This is a genomic window from Streptomyces regalis (assembly GCF_001509475.1).
In the GTDB taxonomy this organism is placed as follows: Bacteria; Actinomycetota; Actinomycetes; order Streptomycetales; family Streptomycetaceae; genus Streptomyces; species Streptomyces regalis.
This window is the reverse complement of sequence record NZ_LLZG01000334.1, coordinates 30,148-49,316: the sequence shown is the minus strand read 5'-3', so window position 1 is coordinate 49,316 and position 19,169 is coordinate 30,148. Positions and strand designations below refer to the sequence as shown.

Below are 19,169 nucleotides of genomic sequence, written 5' to 3'. Positions count from 1 at the left end.
CACTCCTCCATGGCCGCCAGGCGCGGCCTTGGCTCAAGAGTAATAGGTAGGCAAAGGATTGACCCTACTGCTTGGGGAGGATCTTTCCCTCGTCATGCTGCGCAACACGCTACGCGGCCGGGTGATTCCCAGCCACGGAGGGGCTCATTCATGACGAACCTGGTACGCGGCCGGAACCGGCCGGAGATCACTCCCCCGCCGTACAGGTGTGATCACCCGAACGGAAAGCCGGTGTACCCCTCGGCCAGATCCGTCTCGGCGGCCCTCGCCCCCGCGATCCGCTCCAGTCGCGCCAGCTGGAGCCGGTCCTCGAAGGGCGTGGCGTCGGGGGCGCGGTGCAGCAGTGTCGTCATGTCGTACGAGAACCGCTCGGCCTGCCAGACGCGGCGCAGACAGGTCGCGGAGTAGGCGTCGAGGAGCTCCGCCGAGCCCGTCTCCCTCTCGTGCGTCAGCGCCCTCGCGAAGGTGACGACGTCCCCGACGGCCAGGTTCAGGCCCTTGGCGCCCGTCGGCGGCACGATGTGCGCCGCGTCACCGGCGAGGAAGAGACGGCCGTGGCGCATGGGCTCGTGGACGTACGACCGCATGGGTGTGACCGACTTCTGGGTGACGGGGCCGCGCTCCAGGCGCCAGCCGTCGGCCGTCTCGAAGCGGCGCTCCAGCTCCGCCCAGATCGCCTCGTCGCTCCACGCCTCGGCGTCCGTGCCCTCGGGGACCTGGAGGTAGAGGCGGGAGACGGACGGGGAGCGCATGGAGAGGAGGGCGAAACCGCGGTCATGGCGGGCGTAGACCAGCTCGTCGTGCGAGGGGGCGACATCGGCGAGGATGCCGAGCCAGCCGAAGGGGTACGTCCGCTCGAAGACCCGGGTCAGCTCGGCGGGGATCGCCCCCCGGGACACGCCCCAGAAGCCGTCGCAGCCGACGACGTAGTCGCATTCGAGGACGTCCTCGCTCCCCTCGTACCGGAAGCGCACGCGCGGGCTGTCGGTGTCCGCGCCCTCGACCGCCAGGGCCTCCGCCTCGAACAGCAGCGGGCCTCCCTCCTTGAGCTGGAGGGCGATGAGGTCCTTGCAGACCTCGGTCTGGGCGTAGACCATCACGGACCGGCCGCCGGTGAGGGCGGGGAAGTCGACGCGGTGGCGCTTCTTGTCGAAGCGGAGCTCGATGCCGTCGTGCCGCAGGCCCTCGCGGTCCATGCGCTCCCCGGCGCCGGCCACGCGCAGCACGTCCACCGTGCCCTGCTCCAGGATTCCGGCGCGCTGGCGGTGCTCGACGTAGGCGCGGTCGCGGCTCTCCAGGACGACCGAGTCGATGCCGGCGTTGTGGAGCAGCCGGGCGAGGAGGAGGCCGGCGGGGCCCGCTCCGATGATGCCGACGGTGGTGCGCATCGGTCGCTTCCCTTCGCTGTTCATCTCTTCACTGGCTCTGTTCGTGCAGTGAATTTTTATTCACCATTTCCTGACCGAGTCTCCGGCCGCGCACGCCCGCTGTCAACGGGCGTGCGTGAAGTCTTGAAGGGAACTTGAAGGGAAGGAAGGACTCGAAGTGCCCAGAGCCGGACTTGAACCGGCACGCCCGCGAAGGGGCAGCGAGGTTTAAGCTCGCCGTGTCTGCATTCCACCATCTGGGCAGGCCATGGGCTCCGCATCGAGGTTCCGAGCCTATCGGGGTACGTCCCTCGAACAGCGGACGGGCGGACCGATGTTGTCTTATTTTATTGATGCCTGAGGGTGCATCAGCCCACGGAACGCGCCATCCGCACTTGCCAATAGCCTTACGTGCGGCGCTCGGCGGCGCATACGGAATGACGGAATTTCACCGTCCGAACGAGGACGCTCCACCTGTTCTCGACGCGACGGCCCGTCAGGGGTCCCCGTCATCCTCAGGTATGACGCGGCGGTGTCCGGTCCATCCGCAGTCTGCCTTCGGAACCGGAACTGCGACTGACTACACGGCGCTCTTCGGCCAGGACGATGGATGACGTCCCTTCGAACACACCGTCGTCCCTCAGGAGCGCCTTCTCGTGACCACCGCATCCATCGCCGGCCGGGCCACCACCGTGGCCGCGCGTGCCACGGATCTGTCGAAGATCTACGGACAGGGCGAGACCCAGGTGGTCGCCCTGGACCGGGTCTCTGTCGAGTTTCGGCAGGCCGAGTTCACCGCGATCATGGGCCCGTCGGGCTCCGGCAAGTCCACGCTGATGCACTGCGTGGCCGGCCTGGACACCTTCTCCTCCGGTTCGGTGCGCATCGGCGACACGGAGTTGGGCTCCCTGAAGGACAAGCAGCTGACCAAGTTGCGCCGGGACAAGATCGGCTTCATCTTCCAGGCGTTCAACCTGCTGCCGACGCTGACCGCCCTGGAGAACATCACCCTTCCGATGGACATCGCGGGCCGCAAGGCTGACAAGCAGTGGGTGGATTCGGTCATCCGGATGGTGGGCCTGGCCGATCGCCTCAGCCACCGTCCCGCCCAGCTCTCCGGCGGCCAGCAGCAGCGCGTCGCCGTGGCCCGCGCGCTGGCCTCCAAGCCCGAGATCATCTTCGGCGACGAGCCGACCGGAAACCTCGACTCGCGCTCCGGCGCCGAGGTGCTCGGCTTCCTGCGCAACTCCGTGCGGGAGTTGGGGCAGACCGTGGTGATGGTGACCCACGACCCGGTGGCGGCGGCGTACGCGGACCGCGTGGTGTTCCTCGCGGACGGACGGATCGTCGACGAGATGTACCGGCCGACCGCCGACAACGTCCTCGACTTCATGAAGCAGTTCGACGCGAAGGGCCGCACCAGCTGATGTTCCGCACCGCCCTGCGCAACGTACTCGCGCACAAGGCCCGGCTGTTGATGACCGTGCTCGCCGTGATGCTCGGCGTCGCGTTCGTCTCCGGCACCCTGGTCTTCGCCGACACCCTCTCCAACGCCTTCCGCAACCAGTCGGCGAAGAGCTACGACGACGTCGCCGTCGCCATCACTTCGTACGCCGACCAGGACGACGCCAAGCAAGAGCCCGGTCTCTCCCGGAAGACCCTCGACAAGATCTCCGCGGTGGACGGCGTCGACGCCGCGTACGGCCGCGTCGACGGCTTCGCCGGGGTCGCGGACCCCGACGGGAAGCTGATCGGCGTCGGCTGGTCCAACAAGGGCTCCAACTTCGCCCCCGGCAAGGACGGCAAGGACCCCGCCTACACCTTCACCGACGGCTCGGGCCCGGTGAAGGACGATCAGATCGCCCTGGACAAGGAGTCCGCGGCCAAGGGCGAGTACCAGGTCGGCAACCGGGTCCGGGTCGCCACGAACGGGCCGGTGAAGGAGTACACCCTCAGCGGCGTGTTCACCACCGAGGACGGCGCCGTGAACGCCGGCGGCAGCCTTGTCCTCTTCGACACCGCGGTCGCCCAGAAGCAGTACCTCAAGCCGGGCTACTTCGCGAGCGCCACCGTCACCGCCGCGCCCGGCGCGTCCGACGCGAAGATCCTGGACGCGGTCAAGCCGCTGCTGCCGGACACCGCCGAGGCGAAGACCGGCCAGGCGCTCGCGGACGAGCAGGCCGAGCAGATCGAACAGGGTCTGGGCTCGCTCAAGCAGGTCCTGCTCGGCTTCGCGGGCATCGCGCTCTTCGTCGGGATCTTCCTGATCTCCAACACCTTCACGATGCTGGTCGCCCAGCGCACGAAGGAGATCGCGCTGATGCGGGCCGTCGGCGCGTCGCGCAAGCAGATCACCCGCTCGGTGCTCGCCGAGGCCGCGGTGGTGGGCCTGGTCGCCTCGGTGGTCGGCTTCGTCCTCGGCATCGGCCTTGCGGTCGGTCTGCGGTCCGGCATGGCCGCGTTCGGCATGAAGATTCCGGACGGCCCGCTGATCCTGTCCGCCACGCCGGTGATCGCCTCGATCGGCGTCGGTGTGCTGATCACGATGTTCGCCGCCTGGCTGCCCGGCCGCCGGGCCGCGAAGATCCCGCCGGTGGCGGCCATGAGCAGCGTCCACGCGGTGGCGACCACCAAGTCGCTGGTGGTGCGCAACTCCATCGGTGCCGCCATCACCGCTCTCGGCGCGGTCGGCATCGTGCTGGGTGCCTCGTCCGGCGGTGACACCGGCCGGATGTACATCGCGGGGGGCGCGTTCTTCGCGCTGATCGGTGTGATCATCCTGATCCCGCTGCTGTCCCGGCCCGTGATCGCGCTCGTCCGTCCGCTGCTCGTCGGCCCCTTCGGGGTGTCCGGCAAGCTGGCCGGCCAGAACGCGGTCCGCAACCCGCGCCGCACCGGCGCCACCGCCTCGGCGCTGGCGATCGGACTGACGCTGGTGACCGGCCTGTCGGTGCTCGGTGCCACGGTCGGCACGGCCATCGACAAGATGACCACGGACACCATCAAGGCCGACTACATGGTCTCGATGGCGAACGGCGGGGACCTCGACCAGTCCGCACTGACGGCGCTGGAGAAGGCCAAGGGCGTCTCGGCGGTCTCGCCGCAGCAGAGCGTCTACTTCCAGGCCGGTGACGACGACTACGTCTCCGCTTCGGCGGTCACGCCGGGCGACATCGAGCAGGTCCTGAACGTCGACGTCGTCAGCGGCAACATCGACTCGCTCGCCGAGGGCCAGATCGCGGTCGCCGAGAAGACGGCCAAGAGCAAGGGCTGGAAGCCCGGCGACAGCGTCCGCGTCACCTTCAACGACGAGAAGAAGGACACGCTGACGGTCGGCGCCGTCTTCAAGGACAGCGAGTTCCTCTCCCCCGTCCTCGTCGACACGAAGGTCGTGAACCCGCACGAGGTGCAGCCCTCCATCCAGCAGATCTTCGTGAAGGTGGACGGCGGCCAGTCCGCGGCGAACGAGAAGGTCCTCGTCGACGCGCTGGGCGACAACCCCGCGATCACGGTCATGGACCAGCAGGACATCCGCAACCAGTTCGGCGGCGTCATCAACACGATGCTGAACATCATGTACGGCCTGCTGGCGATGGCCCTGATCATCGCCGTGCTGGGTGTCGTCAACACCCTCGCGATGTCGGTCTTCGAGCGGCAGCAGGAGATCGGCATGCTGCGCGCGATCGGTCTCGACCGGCGACGGGTGAAGCGGATGGTCCGACTGGAGGCCGTGGTCATCTCGGTGTTCGGCGCGACGGTCGGCATCGGTCTCGGCGCGTTCCTCGGCTGGGCGATCGGCGAGACGATCGCGGACGAGATCCCGGGCTACGCGCTGGTCCTGCCCTGGGACCGGATCGGGATCTTCCTGGTGCTGGCCGGTCTGGTGGGCGTCCTGGCCGCGCTGTGGCCGGCCCGCAACGCCGCGAGGCTGAACATGCTGAACGCGATCAAGGCGGAATAGCCGTAGGGGGTGTTTCGAGAGTCCCGTGCGGTGCCCGCGGTGTCCGGTGCGTGCCCTCGGCGTGCCGGACGAAGGCCCTCGTAGCGGAGCTACTTGGGCCTTTGGCCGGTGCGGCGAGGGTGCGTGCCGGGCGCGGCGGGTGCTGTGCGGGACTCTCGAAACACCCCCTGGCACAAGGGCCCCGTTCCCGGGAGGGAGCGGGGCCCTTGGCGTTTCAGCCCCAGGTACGGGCCCGCAACGGCATCCCGGAGTCACCGGAGTCGGGTGTTCTGATCGCCAGCACCTGGTTGACCCCGATGCGATTGCGTTCGAAGGCGAGCGCGCAGGCGGCCATGTACAGCCGCCAGACACGGGCGCGTCCCGGGCTGGTGAGCTTGACGGCCCGCGCCCAGTCGGCCTCCAGGTTGGCGACCCAGCGGCGCAGGGTCAGTGCGTAGTGCTCACGGATCGACTCCACGTCGCGCACCTCGAAGCCGGCCCGCTCCAGCTGGGCGACGGTGACGCCGATGGGCTGGAGCTCGCCGCCGGGGAAGACGTACGAGTCGATGAACTCGTCGACCTGGTACGAGGATTCGTCCCGCTGCGGCCGCCGCCCGATCTGGTGGTTGAGCAGCCGCCCACCGGGCTTCAGGAGCCGGTACAGCACATCGGCGTACTCCAGATACCGCTCGGCGCCGACGTGTTCGGCCATCCCGATGGAGGAGATCGCGTCGTACGGACCGTCCTCGACATCCCGGTAGTCCTGTACGCGGATCTCCACCTTGTCGGTGAGCCCCTCGTCGGCGACGCGCTTGCGGGCGTAGGCCGCCTGCTCCTGGGAGAGGGTGATGCCGACGACGCTCACGCCGTACTCGCGGGCCGCGTGCATGGCCATGGAGCCCCAGCCGCAGCCGACGTCGAGGAGTCGCTGACCGGGCCCGAGGGCGAGCTTGCGGCAGATGAGGTCGAGTTTGTCGTGCTGGGCGGCTTCGAGGGTGCCGTCCGGGGGCGGGGCCGGCCAGTAGGCGCAGGAGTACACCATGGACGGCCCGAGCACGATCTCGTAGAAGTCGTTGCCGACGTCGTAGTGGTGGCTGATGGCGCGTCTGTCGGTGCGCTTGGTGTGCAGATGGCCGCGGACCCGACGCACCTCCTCCGGCGGCGGTGCGGGCGGCAGCGGAAGTCCGCCGAGCTTGACGAGCCCGCGTACGGCGGCGCGTACTTCGGGATCCCGGAGCGCCTCGGACAGGCTCCGCGTGTCCTCTCCCCGCTCCCACACGAACCCGGCGAGCAGGTCGAGGGCGGCGTACAGATCCCCGTCGATGTCCAGGTCCCCGGCGACCCAGGCCCGGGCGAGCCCCAACTCACCGGGCTTGAACAACAGCCGCCGTACGGCACGGCGGTTGTGCACGACGAGTGTCGGCGCGCCCGGCGGACCCGCCTGCGAACCGTCCCAGGCGCGGATGCGCACCGAGAGCGGAGTTCCCAGCAACTGTTCGAGAAGGCCCTTCAGCCGCACCGCGGCGTCTGCCATGGCGCACACCTCCGTGATGTGTGACCCCGGAATGTCCAGTCACCACGTAAACACCTGAGGGGCTCCGACGCAGTCCCCCGTGCGCGTTACAGCCAGGTCAAAAGATGTGCGGCAACCGCAGACGCCGAAGGACCTCCCGCACCACGGATGGCGGGAGGTCCTTCGGTTCGTTCAGCGGGCGGAGCCGGTCAGGAGGCCTTGGCCTCGGTCTTCTTCTCCGGCTTGGGCGCCGCGGGCACGGGCTTGGCGGCCTCGTAGAACTCCTCGCGCGGGTGCTCCATCGCGCCGAGGGAGACGACCTCGCGCTTGAGGAACATGGCGAGGGTCCAGTCGGCGAAGACGCGGACCTTGCGGTTCCAGGTCGGCATCGCGAGGCCGTGGTAGCCACGGTGCATGTACCAGGCGAGACGGCCCTTGAGCTTGATCTTCATCTTGCCCATGACGATCATCGCCACGCCCTTGTGCAGGCCGAGGCCCGCCACCGCGCCCTTGTTGGCGTGCGAGTAGTCCTTCTGCGGGAAGCCCCGCATACCGGAGATCACGTTGTCGCCGAGGACACGCGCCTGACGCAGGGCGTGCTGTGCGTTCGGCGGGCACCAGGCGTTCTCGTTGCCCGCCTTGCGGCCGACGAGGTCCGGGACCTGGGCGTTGTCGCCCGCGGCCCAGATGTAGTCCGTGCCCTTGACCTGGAGCGTCGTCTCGCAGTCGACGTGACCGCGGGGGCCGAGCGGCAGGCCGAAGCGGGACAGGGCCGGGTTCGGCTTGACGCCGGCCGTCCAGACGATTGTGTTGGAGTCGACCTCGAGCCCGTTCTTCAGCACGACGTGGCCGTCGACGCAGGAGTCCATCGAGGTGGAGAGGTAGACCTCGACGCCGCGGGCCTCCAGGTGCTCCTTGCCGTACTGGCCGAGCTTCGGGCCGACCTCGGGGAGGATCTTGTCGGCGGCGTCGACGAGGATGAACCGCATGTCCTCACGGGACACGCTGGTGTAGTACTTGGCCGCGTCGCGGGCCATGTCCTCCACCTCGCCGATGGTCTCCGCACCCGCGAAGCCACCGCCGACGAAGACGAAGGTGAGCGCCTTGCGGCGGATCTCCTCGTCGGTCGTGGAGTCGGCCTTGTCGAGCTGCTCCAGCACGTGGTTGCGCAGGCCGATGGCCTCCTCGATGCCCTTCATGCCGATGCCCTGCTCGGCGAGGCCGGGGATCGGGAAGGTGCGGGAGACCGCGCCCATCGCGATGACCAGGTAGTCGAAGGGCAGCTCGTACGCCTCGCCGACCAGCGGGGCGATCGTGGCGACCTTGCGGTCCTGATCGATGGTGGTGACCCGGCCGGTGAGGACCTCCGCCTTGGGCAGCACGCGTCGCAGCGGGACGACGACGTGGCGCGGGGAGATGCTGCCGGCGGCGGTTTCGGGGAGGAAGGGCTGGTAGGTCATGTACGACCGGGGGTCGACGACCGTGACGGTCGCCTCGCCGTAGCGCATCTTCTTGAGAATGCGCCGAGCTGCGTACAGGCCTACGTACCCACCGCCTACTACGAGGATCCTGGGACGCTCCGTGGTGCTCATGCCATCGAGTATCCACCCGCCTCAGGGGGGTCGCTCGTGCGCCCCTTCACAAGCTCTTGCAGGCCCTGTGCTACACTCCCCGGCCCGCGTGACGCAGGTCATGGTCACGATCGGGAACCGGGATACGTCGCGCCCCGTTGTCAATGCCCCGTGAGCTGCCTCTCTGGCACTCCGGGCCCCCTGTGAGCGGGTCGGAACGCCTTGCGACGGCAGGCCCCGGGAGCACCCTTACACCGCCCATCTGAACATGTTCAAGGCCCTGTTCACCCCTCGGACGGGTCAACCGACACCGATCCGTGCTCCGACAGGGCAGAATTCCTTGTGAAGAACTTCACGAACTTTCTTCGGCGGGCGTCTTCGAAGGGTTCCCGGAGGGCCGGGAAGACCCCCTCGCGGGCGCTCATACGCTAGCCGACCTGCTCAGTCGAAGGCTACCGATCGGTAGCAAAGGAGACCCGGACCACCCCGCGGGTGCGACCGGCGCCACCCGTCACCCGGTCAGCCACGCTCCGCGCGCAAACTGGACACAACCGCGCATAACGTGCAGCCATGATCACCTCACAGAAGGCCCTCACGCGGGCCACCTCGCGAATAGTCTCGGTCGGCGCGGCTCTGGGCATTGCTCTCGCATTGGGGGCGGCGACCGCCGCATCCGCTGCGGCAGCCACGCCCGCCGCACCAAAGGTCGCCGCACAGGCTGCGGACGGCCACGGCCACCACCATCACCACCACCACGACCACCACGGCCACGGCGACCACGACGGCGGGTCGTGCAGCGGCCTCCTGGTCCTTCTCTGCAATTGACGGACAGCCCGCACGGGCCAAAACGACGGCCCCGGTTCCTCACCACGAGGTACCGGGGCCGTTCTGCGTCGCCGCCGCAGATCAGTCGACGTGTTCTTGCTCCTGCGCGGCTTCCGCCACCTTGAAGGCGATGCCGTCGAGGATGTCGTGCTCGCTGACGACGACCTCCTCCGCGCCGATCCGTTCCATGATCGCGAGCAGCACCAGCGCACCCGCCGCGATGACGTCAACTCGCCCCGGATGCATGGACGGTACGGCCGCGCGCTCGGCGTGGGTGGAGTGCAGGAGCCAGTCGGTGATCTCCCGGACCCGGCCGAGGGTGACCCGGGAGTGATGGATGCGGGTCGAGTCGTACTCGGGCAGTTCCTGGGCGATCGCCGACACCGTGGTGACCGAACCGGCCAGCCCCACCAGCGTGCGCGCCTCACGAAACGGCACCGTCTTCTCTGCGAGGTCGAGGGCCGCCTCGATGTCGGCGCGCATCGCCGCGATCTGCTCCGCGGTGGGCGGGTCGGAGACGACACCGTCGCGCACCAGGTGACGCTCGGTCATCCGCACGCAGCCGACGTCCACGGAGCGTGCCGCGCGCATGTGCTCCTCGCCGACGACGAACTCGGTCGACCCGCCACCGATGTCGACCACCAGATAGGGCTTGGGGAGGTGATCGTGCTCGGCCAGCTCCTTCGTCGCGCCCGTGAAGGAGAACTCGGCCTCCTGGTCCCCGGAGATGACCTCCGGCTCGACCCCCAGGATGTCCATCACCCCGCGCCCGAACTCGTCCCGGTTCTCGGCGTCCCGGGAGGCGGACGTGGCGACGAAGCGCAGCCGCTCGGCACGGTGCTCCTTGATGATCGCCGCGTAGTCACGGCAGGCGGCGAACGTGCGCTCCAGCGCCTCGGGGGCGAGCCGGCCGGTCCGGTCGACGCCCTGTCCGAGCCGCACGATGGTCATACGGCGGTCCAGCTCGACGAGTTCGCCCGTCTCCGGGTCGGCATCCGCGACCAGCAGACGGATGGAGTTCGTACCGCAGTCGATGGCGGCGACGCGGGTCATGGGGGTGCCCTTCCGAGTACGGGGTATTTCGGCTGTACATGACTTTTCAGCGCCGGTCAGCTGCATCCAGCCCGTCCGGCGTTTGAGGACGAGGCCCGTTCAGGGCCGAAGCGGGGGTCCGGGGGCGCGGCCCCTGGGATGGGACGGGTAGGGGCGGCGGGGGCGCTCACTCCCCGGCGGGAACCACGCACGGCCCCTTCGCCCACCACTCGGGCAGCATCGCGATCGCCTCGTCCCCCAGCGGATTGACACCGGGCCCGGCCGCCAGGGAGTGGGCGACCAGGACGTGCAGGCATTTCACCCGGTCCGGCATGCCGCCCGCGCTCGGGAAGCCCTTCAGCTCCTCGATCTCGTCACGGCGCCGGATGTAGTCCTCGTGCGCGGCGCGGTAGGCGGCGGCCAGCTCGGGGTCGCTCTCCAGCCGCGCCGTCATCTCCTTCATCACGCCGTTCGCCTCCAGTGTGCCGATCGCCGACGACGCCTTGGGGCACGTCAGGTAGTACAGCGTCGGGAAGGGCGTGCCGTCGGGCAGCCGGGGAGCCGTCTCGACCACGTCCGGCTGCCCGCACGGGCACCGGTGCGCGATCGCGCGCAGCCCGCGCGGCGGACGTCCGAGCTGCTGCTTGAAGGCCTCGACGTCCGCGTCGGTGGGCTCGGTGCGCGGGGTGGTCGGCGGGGGCGTTTCCATGCCTGTCTTTCTATCGGTTCTCGCTGGACTCAATCGGTTCTCGCTGAGCTCAGTGGTCGGAGGCGTCGGCCTTGTCGACCCCGTCCCAGATGTTCGTGTACCAGGGCCGGTCGGCCGCGCCCAGTTCGGTCCGCGACTGCTTGGCGGCGTCCGGGTCGATCACGATGAAACCGGTCTCCCCGGGCAGCACATAGTGCAGCCGCTGCCGGATCTGCTGGCGCGCGTACGCGTCGTCCTGCCAGCGCGCCTTGGTGTCGCGCAGCTTCTCGACCCGCTCGGCGGCCTCTTCCTTCTGCCGCTGCATGTCGGCGATGTCGGCGCGCTGGGAGACGTACTGCCTTATGGGGTAGGCGAGCGCCACGACCAGCGAGCAGAGGACCAGTGCGAGCAGCGCGGCGCGTCCGGTGAGCCTGGAGCGCCGGGCCTGCCGCTTGGTCTGGGAGCGGTAGACGCGGGCCGCCGTCTGCTCACCGAGCAACCGGATCCGCGTCGCGGTGGAGAACCGGTCCCGGTCCTTCACGGCCATGTCCCGCCTCCCGTTTCACACGCGTACGTCCCCGCACACGGTACGGGACCGAGTACGGGGACGTACGTACGACTGGCTAAGGCTTAACCCTGTACGGGTCAGCCTCAGCCCTTGCTGTGCTTAATGGTTCGCAGAGCGAAACCGCGGGAACGCGCTGCGCCCGGCGTACACCGCGGCGTCGTCGAGGATCTCCTCGATGCGCAGCAGCTGGTTGTACTTGGCGACGCGCTCGGAGCGGGCCGGGGCGCCGGTCTTGATCTGGCCGCAGTTGGTGGCGACGGCCAGATCGGCGATGGTGACGTCCTCGGTCTCGCCGGAGCGGTGGGACATCATGCACTTGAAGCCGTTGCGCTGGGCGAGCTCGACGGCGTCCAGGGTCTCGGTGAGCGAGCCGATCTGGTTGACCTTGACCAGCAGGGCGTTCGCGGAGTTCTCCTCGATGCCGCGGGCCAGGCGCTCCGGGTTGGTGACGAACAGGTCGTCGCCGACGAGCTGAACCTTGTCACCGAGCTTGTCGGTGATGGTCTTCCAGCCGTCCCAGTCGTCCTCGAACAGCGGGTCCTCGATGGAGACCAGCGGGTACGCCGCGACCAGCTCGGCGTAGTACTCGGTCATCTCGGCGGCGGAGCGCGCCTTGCCCTCGAAGAGGTAGGAGCCGTCCTTGTAGAACTCGGACGCGGCGACGTCGAGCGCAAGGGCGATCTGCTCGCCGGGGGTGTAGCCGGCCTCCTTGATCGCCTCGAGGATGAGGTCGAGGGCGGCGCGGTTGGACTCCAGGTTCGGGGCGAAGCCGCCCTCGTCGCCGAGTCCGGTGGACAGGCCGCGGCCCTTCAGCACCTTCTTGAGGGTGTGGTAGACCTCGGCGCCCCAGCGCAGCGCCTCGGAGAAGGACTCCGCGCCGATCGGGGCGATCATGAACTCCTGGATGTCCACGTTGGAGTCGGCGTGCGAGCCGCCGTTCAGGATGTTCATCATCGGCACCGGCAGCAGGTGCGCGTTCGGGCCGCCCAGGTAGCGGAAGAGGGGGAGGTCGCTGGCCTCGGAGGCGGCGTGGGCGACGGCGAGCGAGACGCCGAGGATGGCGTTGGCGCCGAGGGAGCCCTTGTTGTCGGTGGCGTCCAGGTCGAACATCGCCTGGTCGATCAGGCGCTGCTCGGTGGCGTCGTAGCCGACGAGCTCCGGGCCGATCTGCTCGATGACGGCGAGGACGGCCTTCTCGACACCCTTGCCGAGGTAGCGGTTGGGGTCGCCGTCGCGGAGCTCGATGGCCTCGAAGGCGCCGGTGGAGGCGCCGGACGGAACGGCGGCACGACCCGTGCTGCCGTCGTCGAGGCCGACCTCGACCTCGACCGTGGGATTGCCTCGGGAGTCCAGGATTTCCCGGGCTACGACGACGTCGATGGACGGCACGAGCATCTCCTTCGTGGATGTGACGCTGGTAGTGCGGGGCTGTGAGCCTTGCGACTAGAGCCTAACCGCCTCGGGGACATCGGCAGCCGACCGACCGTCCCGTGGACAGGACCGAACCGTACCCATTGTTTCCCGTCGGAACAAAGGGGAGGTGACGTCCCGGGAAAGAAAAAGCCCCGCCCCGGTGCGTACGGGGGAACACGCACCGGAGCGGGGAGCCCGTGGGGACGGGGGTGGCCCTCACGAGGCCTTCACCATGAGGTCCACGGATATGAGGGCGCTGTGGTTCAGCGGTCCGTACTACTTCAGGTGCAGCTGATTACTTCAGGTGCAGCTGCTGACCCGGGTAGATCAGGTCGGCGTCCTCGACGATGTCCTTGTTCAGCTGGAAGAGCTTCTCCCAGCCGCCCTTGACGTCGTGCTCGGCGGCGATCGAGCTGAGGGTGTCGCCCTTGACGACCTTGTACTCGCCGTCGCCCTTCTTGACCTTCTTGCCGGTCGGCGTGGTGACGGTCTTGGTGCTCTTCTTGGCGGCGGGACGCTCGCTGGAGCGGGAGGCCGACTGCTGCTCGGTGGAGCGGGTGGTGCTCTCGCTGCTCTGCGAGGAACCGCTCGATGAGGAGCCGGAACCGCTGTAGGCGGCGCTCGACAGGCCGGTGCCGCAGTGCGGCCAGGCACCCTTGCCCTGGCCCGCGAGGACCTTCTCGGCTATCTCGATCTGCTGGGCCTTGCTGGCCTGGTCGGCGGTGGAGGCGTACGCCGTGCCGCCGTACGCGGCCCAGGTGGAGGCGGAGAACTGCAGACCGCCGTAGTAGCCGTTGCCGGTGTTGATCGACCAGTTACCGCCGGACTCGCACTGGGCGACGGTGTCCCACTCGGAGGCGGTGGCGGCGGAGGCGCTGCCGGCCGCCATCAGCGGGGCGGCGACGGCGGCGGCGCCGGTGACGCCGACGACGGCGATGGCACGAGCGGCCTTGGACGGACGACGGTGCTTGCCCTTGCTGGAAAACAGCATGGAGAGATCCCCTCACCGACGCCTGCGAGGTGAGCTGTCGGGTTCGGGCCGGTTGAGTTGCCCGGCCGTGACTCGCTGCGTGCGAGACACGGCTTCACCCCAAGCCGCTCGGTCAACTGCCCCGTGCGGCGCCTACCTTGGGTCCCCCGCTCCTGCCTACGGCGCTTTACGCGACGACTGTTCCCGTACGACCGCTGGCAGGATTCGGCGTTGCGGCAGCCGGGGCTCGTGGTGACGAGCGATCACGACCGTAGACAAGCGATTCGCGGAATGACAAAGACGATCAGGGCTTCTGAGATCTATCTCTCACTGCATTCAAAACGGACATTAGGCGCGAAATGCGACGCGAACTGCCGCTGTTTTTAGCCCTGTTCGCCCTCTATTCGGCGGGGACTTCCAGGGTCTGACCGGGAGAGATGCGGTTGGCGTCAGCACCGATGGCCTTTTTGTTCGCGTCGTACAGCGCGGACCATCCGCCGTCGAGGTCAAGGGAGTCGGCGATGGAGGCGAGAGTGTCGCCGGCGCGGACGGTGTACGAGGCGTGGCGGCCGGAGGACTTGGCGGCACCTTCGGCCGCCTTGCTCTCGTCGGCACTGGGACCGCGATGACGCCCGGAGCCGGCCGTTCCGGAGTCGAGGGCCCCGGTGTCGACGAGGCCCCAGGAGCCCACTTCTTCCTCGGAGTTGTCCTGATTGTCGCTCTTGGGCGTCTCTGTGGGTGAGCTGTCGGGCGACTGTGAGGCGCCTGCGTCGGCGGACTTGTCGGACTTTGAGGAGTTGTTCGTCGTAGAGGATGAAGAGGGCGAGGAGGGTGAGGAGTGTGAATCCTTGGACGATTCGGATGAAACGTCGGGCGAGCCGCTCGACGGGTTCGAGGAATCCGAGGAATCCGAGGAGTCCGAGGAGTCGTCGGACGAGCCCTTGGACTTCGATGAATCGAGCAAACCGGAAGATCCGGACACCTCGGACGGTGAGTCCTCCTCCACGCCGGTGTCGAGGTCGACCGAACCGGACTGCTTGGTGAGCCCGTTGAGGACTGCGCAGGTGCCCCAGGGGCTGGTGCCCAGGTCCTCGAGGATCTTCTGAGCGACGGCGATCTGCTGGGAGCGGCTGGCGAGGTCGGGACTCGGGGCGTAGTCGAGGCCGCCGTACTCGTCCCAGTCGCCCTGGGTCAGCTGCAGCCCGCCGTACTGTCCGTTGCCGGTGTCGGCGCTCCAGGAGCCGCCGCTCTCACATTCGGCCACCTTGTCCCACACGGTGCCCTCGGCCGCGCTGGCGCCCGTGGCACCGAGGAGCGGGATGGCGATGGCGGACCCGGTCACTCCGGCCGCGACGAGGAGCGCCGGAGCCTGACGGGGGCGACGGTGACGACCGTTCCCGGAGAGCATGCAGGGGCCTTTCGCGAGACAACAAGGACCGACGCGACCGGTGAAGCCGGGTGGCGCAGGGGCCGCGCTGATCCGTGAACGTATAGGCAGACGATCACTTGTCACAAGTTAATGCCGCGTAGATCACGTGAAGATCACAGACTTGAGTGTCTCTCATCTTCAGGTGTGCGAAAGAGCTGCACGGGGTAGACAGAGCGCTTCGTTCCGGTCAGTAACCGGCCGGGTGTGAACTGCGATGACGCGCGCCCGGCGGGAACTCGACGGGCAGCGTGCGCAGTCCACGCATGATGAGCCCTCCCCGCCACCTCAACTCGGCCGGGTCCACCGCGAGTTCCAGGTCGGGGAGGCGGGTGAGGAGCGTGGCAAGGGCGGTCTGGCCCTCCAGGCGGGCGAGCGGGGCGCCGAGGCAGTAGTGGATGCCGTGGCCGTAGCCGAGGTGCTGGTTGTCGCGGCGGCCGAGGTCGAGCACGTCGGGGTCCGCGAACCGCTCCGGGTCACGGTCGGCGGCGGCCAGTACGACGAGGACGGGATCGCCGGGTGCGATGTGCTGCCCGCCGATGGTGAGCGGTTCGGTGGCGAAGCGCCAGGTCGCGAGTTCGACGGGGCCGTCGTAGCGCAGGAGTTCCTCGATGCCGGTGGCGAGGAGGGCGGTTTCGCCGCGTTCGAGGGAGGTCTGCAGGCGGGCACGCTGCTCGGGGTGGGTGAGCAGGGCGTAGGTGCCGTTGCCGATGAGGTTGACCGTCGTCTCGAAGCCGGCGAACAGCAGGATGAACGCCATTGCCGCGGCCTCGTTCTCGGTGAGGTGCTCGCCGTGGTCGGAGGCGCGGATGAGGCCGGAGATGAGGTCCTCGCCGGGGGTGGGCGTGTCGGGGAGTGCCTCGCGCTTGCGGTGGATGAGGTCGGCGAGATAGCCGCGCATCTTCTTCACCGACCGTGCGACGCCTCCCCTGGGGCCGCCTTGGTGCCGGATCATCATGCCCGCCCAGTCCCGGAAGTCGTCCTGGTCCTCGCGGGGGACGCCGAGCAGGTCGCAGATGGCGTAGATGGGGAGCGGGAAGGCGAACTCGTGGATCAGGTCGGCGCTGCCGTTGCCGGCGAACCCGTCGATGAGGTGGTCCGTGAGCTCCTGCACCCGGGGGGCGAACTCGGCGACGCGGCGAGGGGTGAAGGCCTTGGAGACAAGCCTGCGCAGGCGGGTGTGATCGGGCGGGTCGATGTTCAGCAGGTGCGTCATCAACTCGGCCTTGCGCTCACCCGGGATGCCGGTCTTGCCCTTGGCGTGGGCGGGTTCGTCGTGGTGGGCCGGGTTCTTGGACAGGCGGGCGTCGGCGAGGGCCTGCTTGGCGTCGGTGTAGCGGGTGACCAGCCAGGCCTCCACGCCGCTGGGCAGGCGGGTCTTGTGCACGGGGGCGTGCTCGCGGAGCCAGGCGTAGGCGGGGTAGGGGTCGGTGGCGAACTCCCAGGTGAAGAGTTCGGGGGACTGGGGGGTGGTGCCGGTGGGGGTGGGCTGGTTGGTCACTCCTTGACGGTAGCTGGCGAGTCGGGGGTCTCACCGAGGGCCACCCTCGCAGCGGGGTGGCCCATGGCGGCGGCCCTGCGGTACCAGCGCTGGGCTCCCTCGGACGCGCCTTCTCTTTCTCTGAGGCCTGCCAGGCAGTAGGCGGCATAGGCATCGCCGCCGGCGTGACCCTTGAGATACCAGGAACCGGCCTCAGCCACGCGCCCGTGCTCCTCCAGGAAGACGCCGAGATTGGTCGCCTGCATGGCGACACCGTTTTCGGCCTCCGCCTCAAGGAAGCGCACCGTTTCGTCGACGGAGTGGCTTGCCGGGTTGAACAAGAGCTGTTGGACCGCGCGTGGGTCCCCCGCGTCGGTTGCCCGCCGGAACCAGACCTCGACGAGGTGCGGCTCGTCCGCCAACCGGAGCAGTGCGGCGTAGCTCGTCGCGACCTCCGCGTACCCGGCCCCGACCGCGATGTCGTACCAATGGGCGGCCCCATCGATGTCGATGTCTGCCATCAGAAGCTGCCCCAGCCGGTGCGCAGCCTCCGGATCCCCCAGCTCGGCTCCCGCCCTCAGCCATCCCATCGCTCGGTCTCGAAGCAGCTTCCCCAGCAAAGTCGCCGCCCCGGCATCCCCGGCCGAGGCGGCCTTCTCCAAGAAGGGCTCCGCTTCCCCGGCGTCACCGCGCTCGGCGAGCAGCCTCCCGAGCCATCCGGCGGACTCGGCGTCCCCCGCCTGCGCCGCCCGCCGCAGCCACCCCTCCCGCTCATCGCCCTCGGTGTGCCGGGCGAACCCGAGCGCCACCGCCGCGTCCCCCGCCTCCACGCGGTCGTGCAACGCGGTGCGGGCCGCGTCGAGGACGGCCGTGAAGTCCAGCGGGGCGTCCGGCTCCCGGGCGGCGTCGAGCAGCGTCCACCACACCTCGTCCGGCACCGGCTCCAGATCACCGCCCGACCTCAGCGCCTCCGAGACAAGCGCCCCGTACGCCCGCCAGGTGCCGTCCTCCTCGCCCGCGACGAGCAGTCCCGAGACCCCGAACATCGGCGCCGTCGCCCAGGCGAGGGCGTCCTCGAACGACTCCCTGTCCTCCGCCCGGTACAGCTCCTGGACCCTCCTGAGCAGCTCGGCCGATACCGCTCCCGTGACTCCGCACCGGGCGAAGTCGACCGCGGCCCGGACCAGTAACTGCCCACGCGGGTGCTCCAGTTGGGTGCCCACCCGACGCCACTCGTCGAACAGGTGGTGTCCCACGGCGAAGTACGAGGCCACGCCCTCCCGGCCGCTCCACATGTACGCCGGATACGCACGCCGGTCGTCGAGCGCCGCCAGCCGCGCCAGCTCCGCCTCACTCCACTCGCGCCCGAGCTCCACCGTGCGGGCCGCGGCGACGACCCGGTCGCCCGGGGCGGTCCCGGCCCGGCGCCGGTAGTACTCGTCGGGGCTCATCGTCGCGAGCACGACGGCGCCAAGATCGTTGAGCCGCCCCAGCAGCCGCAGATCCAGGCCGCCCGGGCCGAGATGGCCGGTCAGCTCGTCCAGCCAGACGACGTATGTGCCGGGGTTGCCCTGCAGTGCGGCCGCCAGGGGCCGTAGGTCCTCGCCCGGGTCCGGGGCATACAGGCGGTGCCCCTCCAAGGAGCGCACGCCCTGCCATGCGGTGTACGACTTGCCCACGCACGGTTCGCCCAGGACCAGCACGAGGCTGTTGCCGGCGAGCTGGGTGCGCAGGTCCTCGTCGCGGTCGCGGGGCACGTACGGCGGCACGTCGGGGAGCCCGGGCACGGGCCGGGTCGGGCGTACGCCGAACTCCCGCGGCCCCACCTCGCCCACCGGCCGCCACTGCGCCGGAGCGGGAACGGTGCCGTAGTGGTTGTGCTGCACGCCGACGACGCGGTCGTGGAAGGCGGAGTCGCGGAAGTCGATGTGGTCGCCGGTGAGGTGGTCGGTGAGGCCACCAGTCACCGCACGGGCGTTGTCGCCGGTCACGACGACACCCGTGTCACCGTCCGCCGCGAGGGAACGGGGCTCGCCGGGCGTGTCGCCGGAGGCGGTGCCGGTCGGGGGAGGCAAGGGGGCTGGGTACTCGGCCGCGATCGCCTTGAGGTCGGAGAACTCCTGGGGATGGTTTCTGCGCAGGAGCGCCAGCAACCCGACCCAGTCGCGGGCGTCCACCCTGTCCATGGACGCCGTTCCGGCTGTCCGGATCCAGAGATCAACCGCCCCTGGGACGCTCGACCGCATCAGCACATCCACGACCCGCTTCGATCTGTCCCGCGAGTCGACCATGGCACGCACCAGCGCGTCCCGCAGCTCCTCCAACTCCCTTGTCACAGCGGCCCCCACGCCTCGCGCCCACCCGTTGCACCAACGG

General features: G+C 69.2%; 14 protein-coding genes, 1 tRNA gene and 1 riboswitch. Of the genes, 3 read left to right on the top strand and 12 right to left on the bottom strand.

The features are described from left to right. Positions 1-212: 212 nt before the first annotated feature. Both ADL12_RS28170 and ADL12_RS28165 read right to left on the bottom strand, forming a co-directional pair. Positions 213-1,388 carry a 4-hydroxybenzoate 3-monooxygenase gene (locus ADL12_RS28170; RefSeq protein WP_062706635.1) on the bottom strand — a complete coding sequence of 392 codons (1,176 nt, stop codon included), beginning with the start codon at positions 1,386-1,388 and terminating at the stop codon, positions 213-215. Positions 1,389-1,546: 158 nt separating this feature from the next. Next, positions 1,547-1,630: transfer RNA gene (locus tag ADL12_RS28165), tRNA-Leu, on the bottom strand. Positions 1,631-2,023: 393 nt separating this feature from the next. Between ADL12_RS28165 and ADL12_RS28160 the strand changes: the two genes are divergently transcribed. Both ADL12_RS28160 and ADL12_RS28155 read left to right on the top strand, forming a co-directional pair. After that, on the top strand, positions 2,024-2,794 hold the full coding sequence (locus ADL12_RS28160; RefSeq protein ID WP_062706633.1) for an ABC transporter ATP-binding protein: 771 nt from the start codon (positions 2,024-2,026) through the stop codon (positions 2,792-2,794). After that, positions 2,794-5,328, top strand: a complete 2,535-nt coding sequence (locus ADL12_RS28155) for an ABC transporter permease (protein ID WP_062706631.1) — start codon at positions 2,794-2,796, stop codon at positions 5,326-5,328. The genes ADL12_RS28160 and ADL12_RS28155 overlap by 1 nt, the downstream gene beginning before the upstream one ends. A gap of 214 nt (positions 5,329-5,542) precedes the next feature. Here ADL12_RS28155 and ADL12_RS28150 read toward each other — a convergent pair whose 3' ends face one another. Continuing rightward, entirely contained in the window at positions 5,543-6,841 is a 1,299-nt protein-coding gene (locus tag ADL12_RS28150; protein WP_062706629.1) for a class I SAM-dependent methyltransferase, read from the bottom strand. A gap of 188 nt (positions 6,842-7,029) precedes the next feature. Further along, positions 7,030-8,412, bottom strand: a complete 1,383-nt coding sequence (locus ADL12_RS28145; protein ID WP_062706627.1) for an NAD(P)/FAD-dependent oxidoreductase — start codon at positions 8,410-8,412, stop codon at positions 7,030-7,032. A gap of 549 nt (positions 8,413-8,961) precedes the next feature. Here ADL12_RS28145 and ADL12_RS54290 point away from each other — a divergent pair. Then, on the top strand, positions 8,962-9,216 hold the full coding sequence (locus tag ADL12_RS54290) for a hypothetical protein (RefSeq protein ID WP_159053324.1): 255 nt from the start codon (positions 8,962-8,964) through the stop codon (positions 9,214-9,216). A gap of 81 nt (positions 9,217-9,297) precedes the next feature. Here ADL12_RS54290 and ADL12_RS28140 read toward each other — a convergent pair whose 3' ends face one another. The 8 genes from ADL12_RS28140 to ADL12_RS28105 all read right to left on the bottom strand — a co-directional run bounded on the left by ADL12_RS28140 (position 9,298) and on the right by ADL12_RS28105 (position 19,129). Beyond that, positions 9,298-10,269: a Ppx/GppA phosphatase family protein gene (locus tag ADL12_RS28140; protein ID WP_062706625.1), complete on the bottom strand. Its 972-nt coding sequence runs from the start codon at positions 10,267-10,269 to the stop codon at positions 9,298-9,300. Between the two features lie 166 nt (positions 10,270-10,435). Continuing rightward, on the bottom strand, positions 10,436-10,957 hold the full coding sequence (locus tag ADL12_RS28135; RefSeq protein WP_062706623.1) for a DUF501 domain-containing protein: 522 nt from the start codon (positions 10,955-10,957) through the stop codon (positions 10,436-10,438). Between the two features lie 49 nt (positions 10,958-11,006). Beyond that, positions 11,007-11,483 (bottom strand): FtsB family cell division protein, encoded by a 477-nt coding sequence (locus tag ADL12_RS28130; protein WP_062706621.1) that lies wholly within the window; start codon positions 11,481-11,483, stop codon positions 11,007-11,009. A 120-nt stretch (positions 11,484-11,603) separates the two neighbouring features. Further along, positions 11,604-12,893: a phosphopyruvate hydratase gene (gene eno, locus ADL12_RS28125; RefSeq protein ID WP_107120047.1), complete on the bottom strand. Its 1,290-nt coding sequence runs from the start codon at positions 12,891-12,893 to the stop codon at positions 11,604-11,606. A gap of 319 nt (positions 12,894-13,212) precedes the next feature. Next, on the bottom strand, positions 13,213-13,908 hold the full coding sequence (locus ADL12_RS28120; protein ID WP_062706617.1) for a LysM peptidoglycan-binding domain-containing protein: 696 nt from the start codon (positions 13,906-13,908) through the stop codon (positions 13,213-13,215). Positions 13,909-13,912: 4 nt separating this feature from the next. After that, positions 13,913-14,082: riboswitch (cyclic di-AMP (ydaO/yuaA leader) on the bottom strand. A gap of 205 nt (positions 14,083-14,287) precedes the next feature. Further along, positions 14,288-15,295 carry a LysM peptidoglycan-binding domain-containing protein gene (locus tag ADL12_RS28115; protein ID WP_062706615.1) on the bottom strand — a complete coding sequence of 336 codons (1,008 nt, stop codon included), beginning with the start codon at positions 15,293-15,295 and terminating at the stop codon, positions 14,288-14,290. Positions 15,296-15,503: 208 nt separating this feature from the next. Then, complete coding sequence (locus ADL12_RS28110; RefSeq protein WP_062706613.1) at positions 15,504-16,814, bottom strand: cytochrome P450 family protein; 1,311 nt, start codon at positions 16,812-16,814, stop codon at positions 15,504-15,506. Beyond that, positions 16,811-19,129, bottom strand: a complete 2,319-nt coding sequence (locus ADL12_RS28105) for a tetratricopeptide repeat protein (protein ID WP_159053323.1) — start codon at positions 19,127-19,129, stop codon at positions 16,811-16,813. Before ADL12_RS28105 ends, ADL12_RS28110 begins: the two co-directional genes overlap by 4 nt. Between the last annotated feature and the right edge of the window lie 40 nt (positions 19,130-19,169).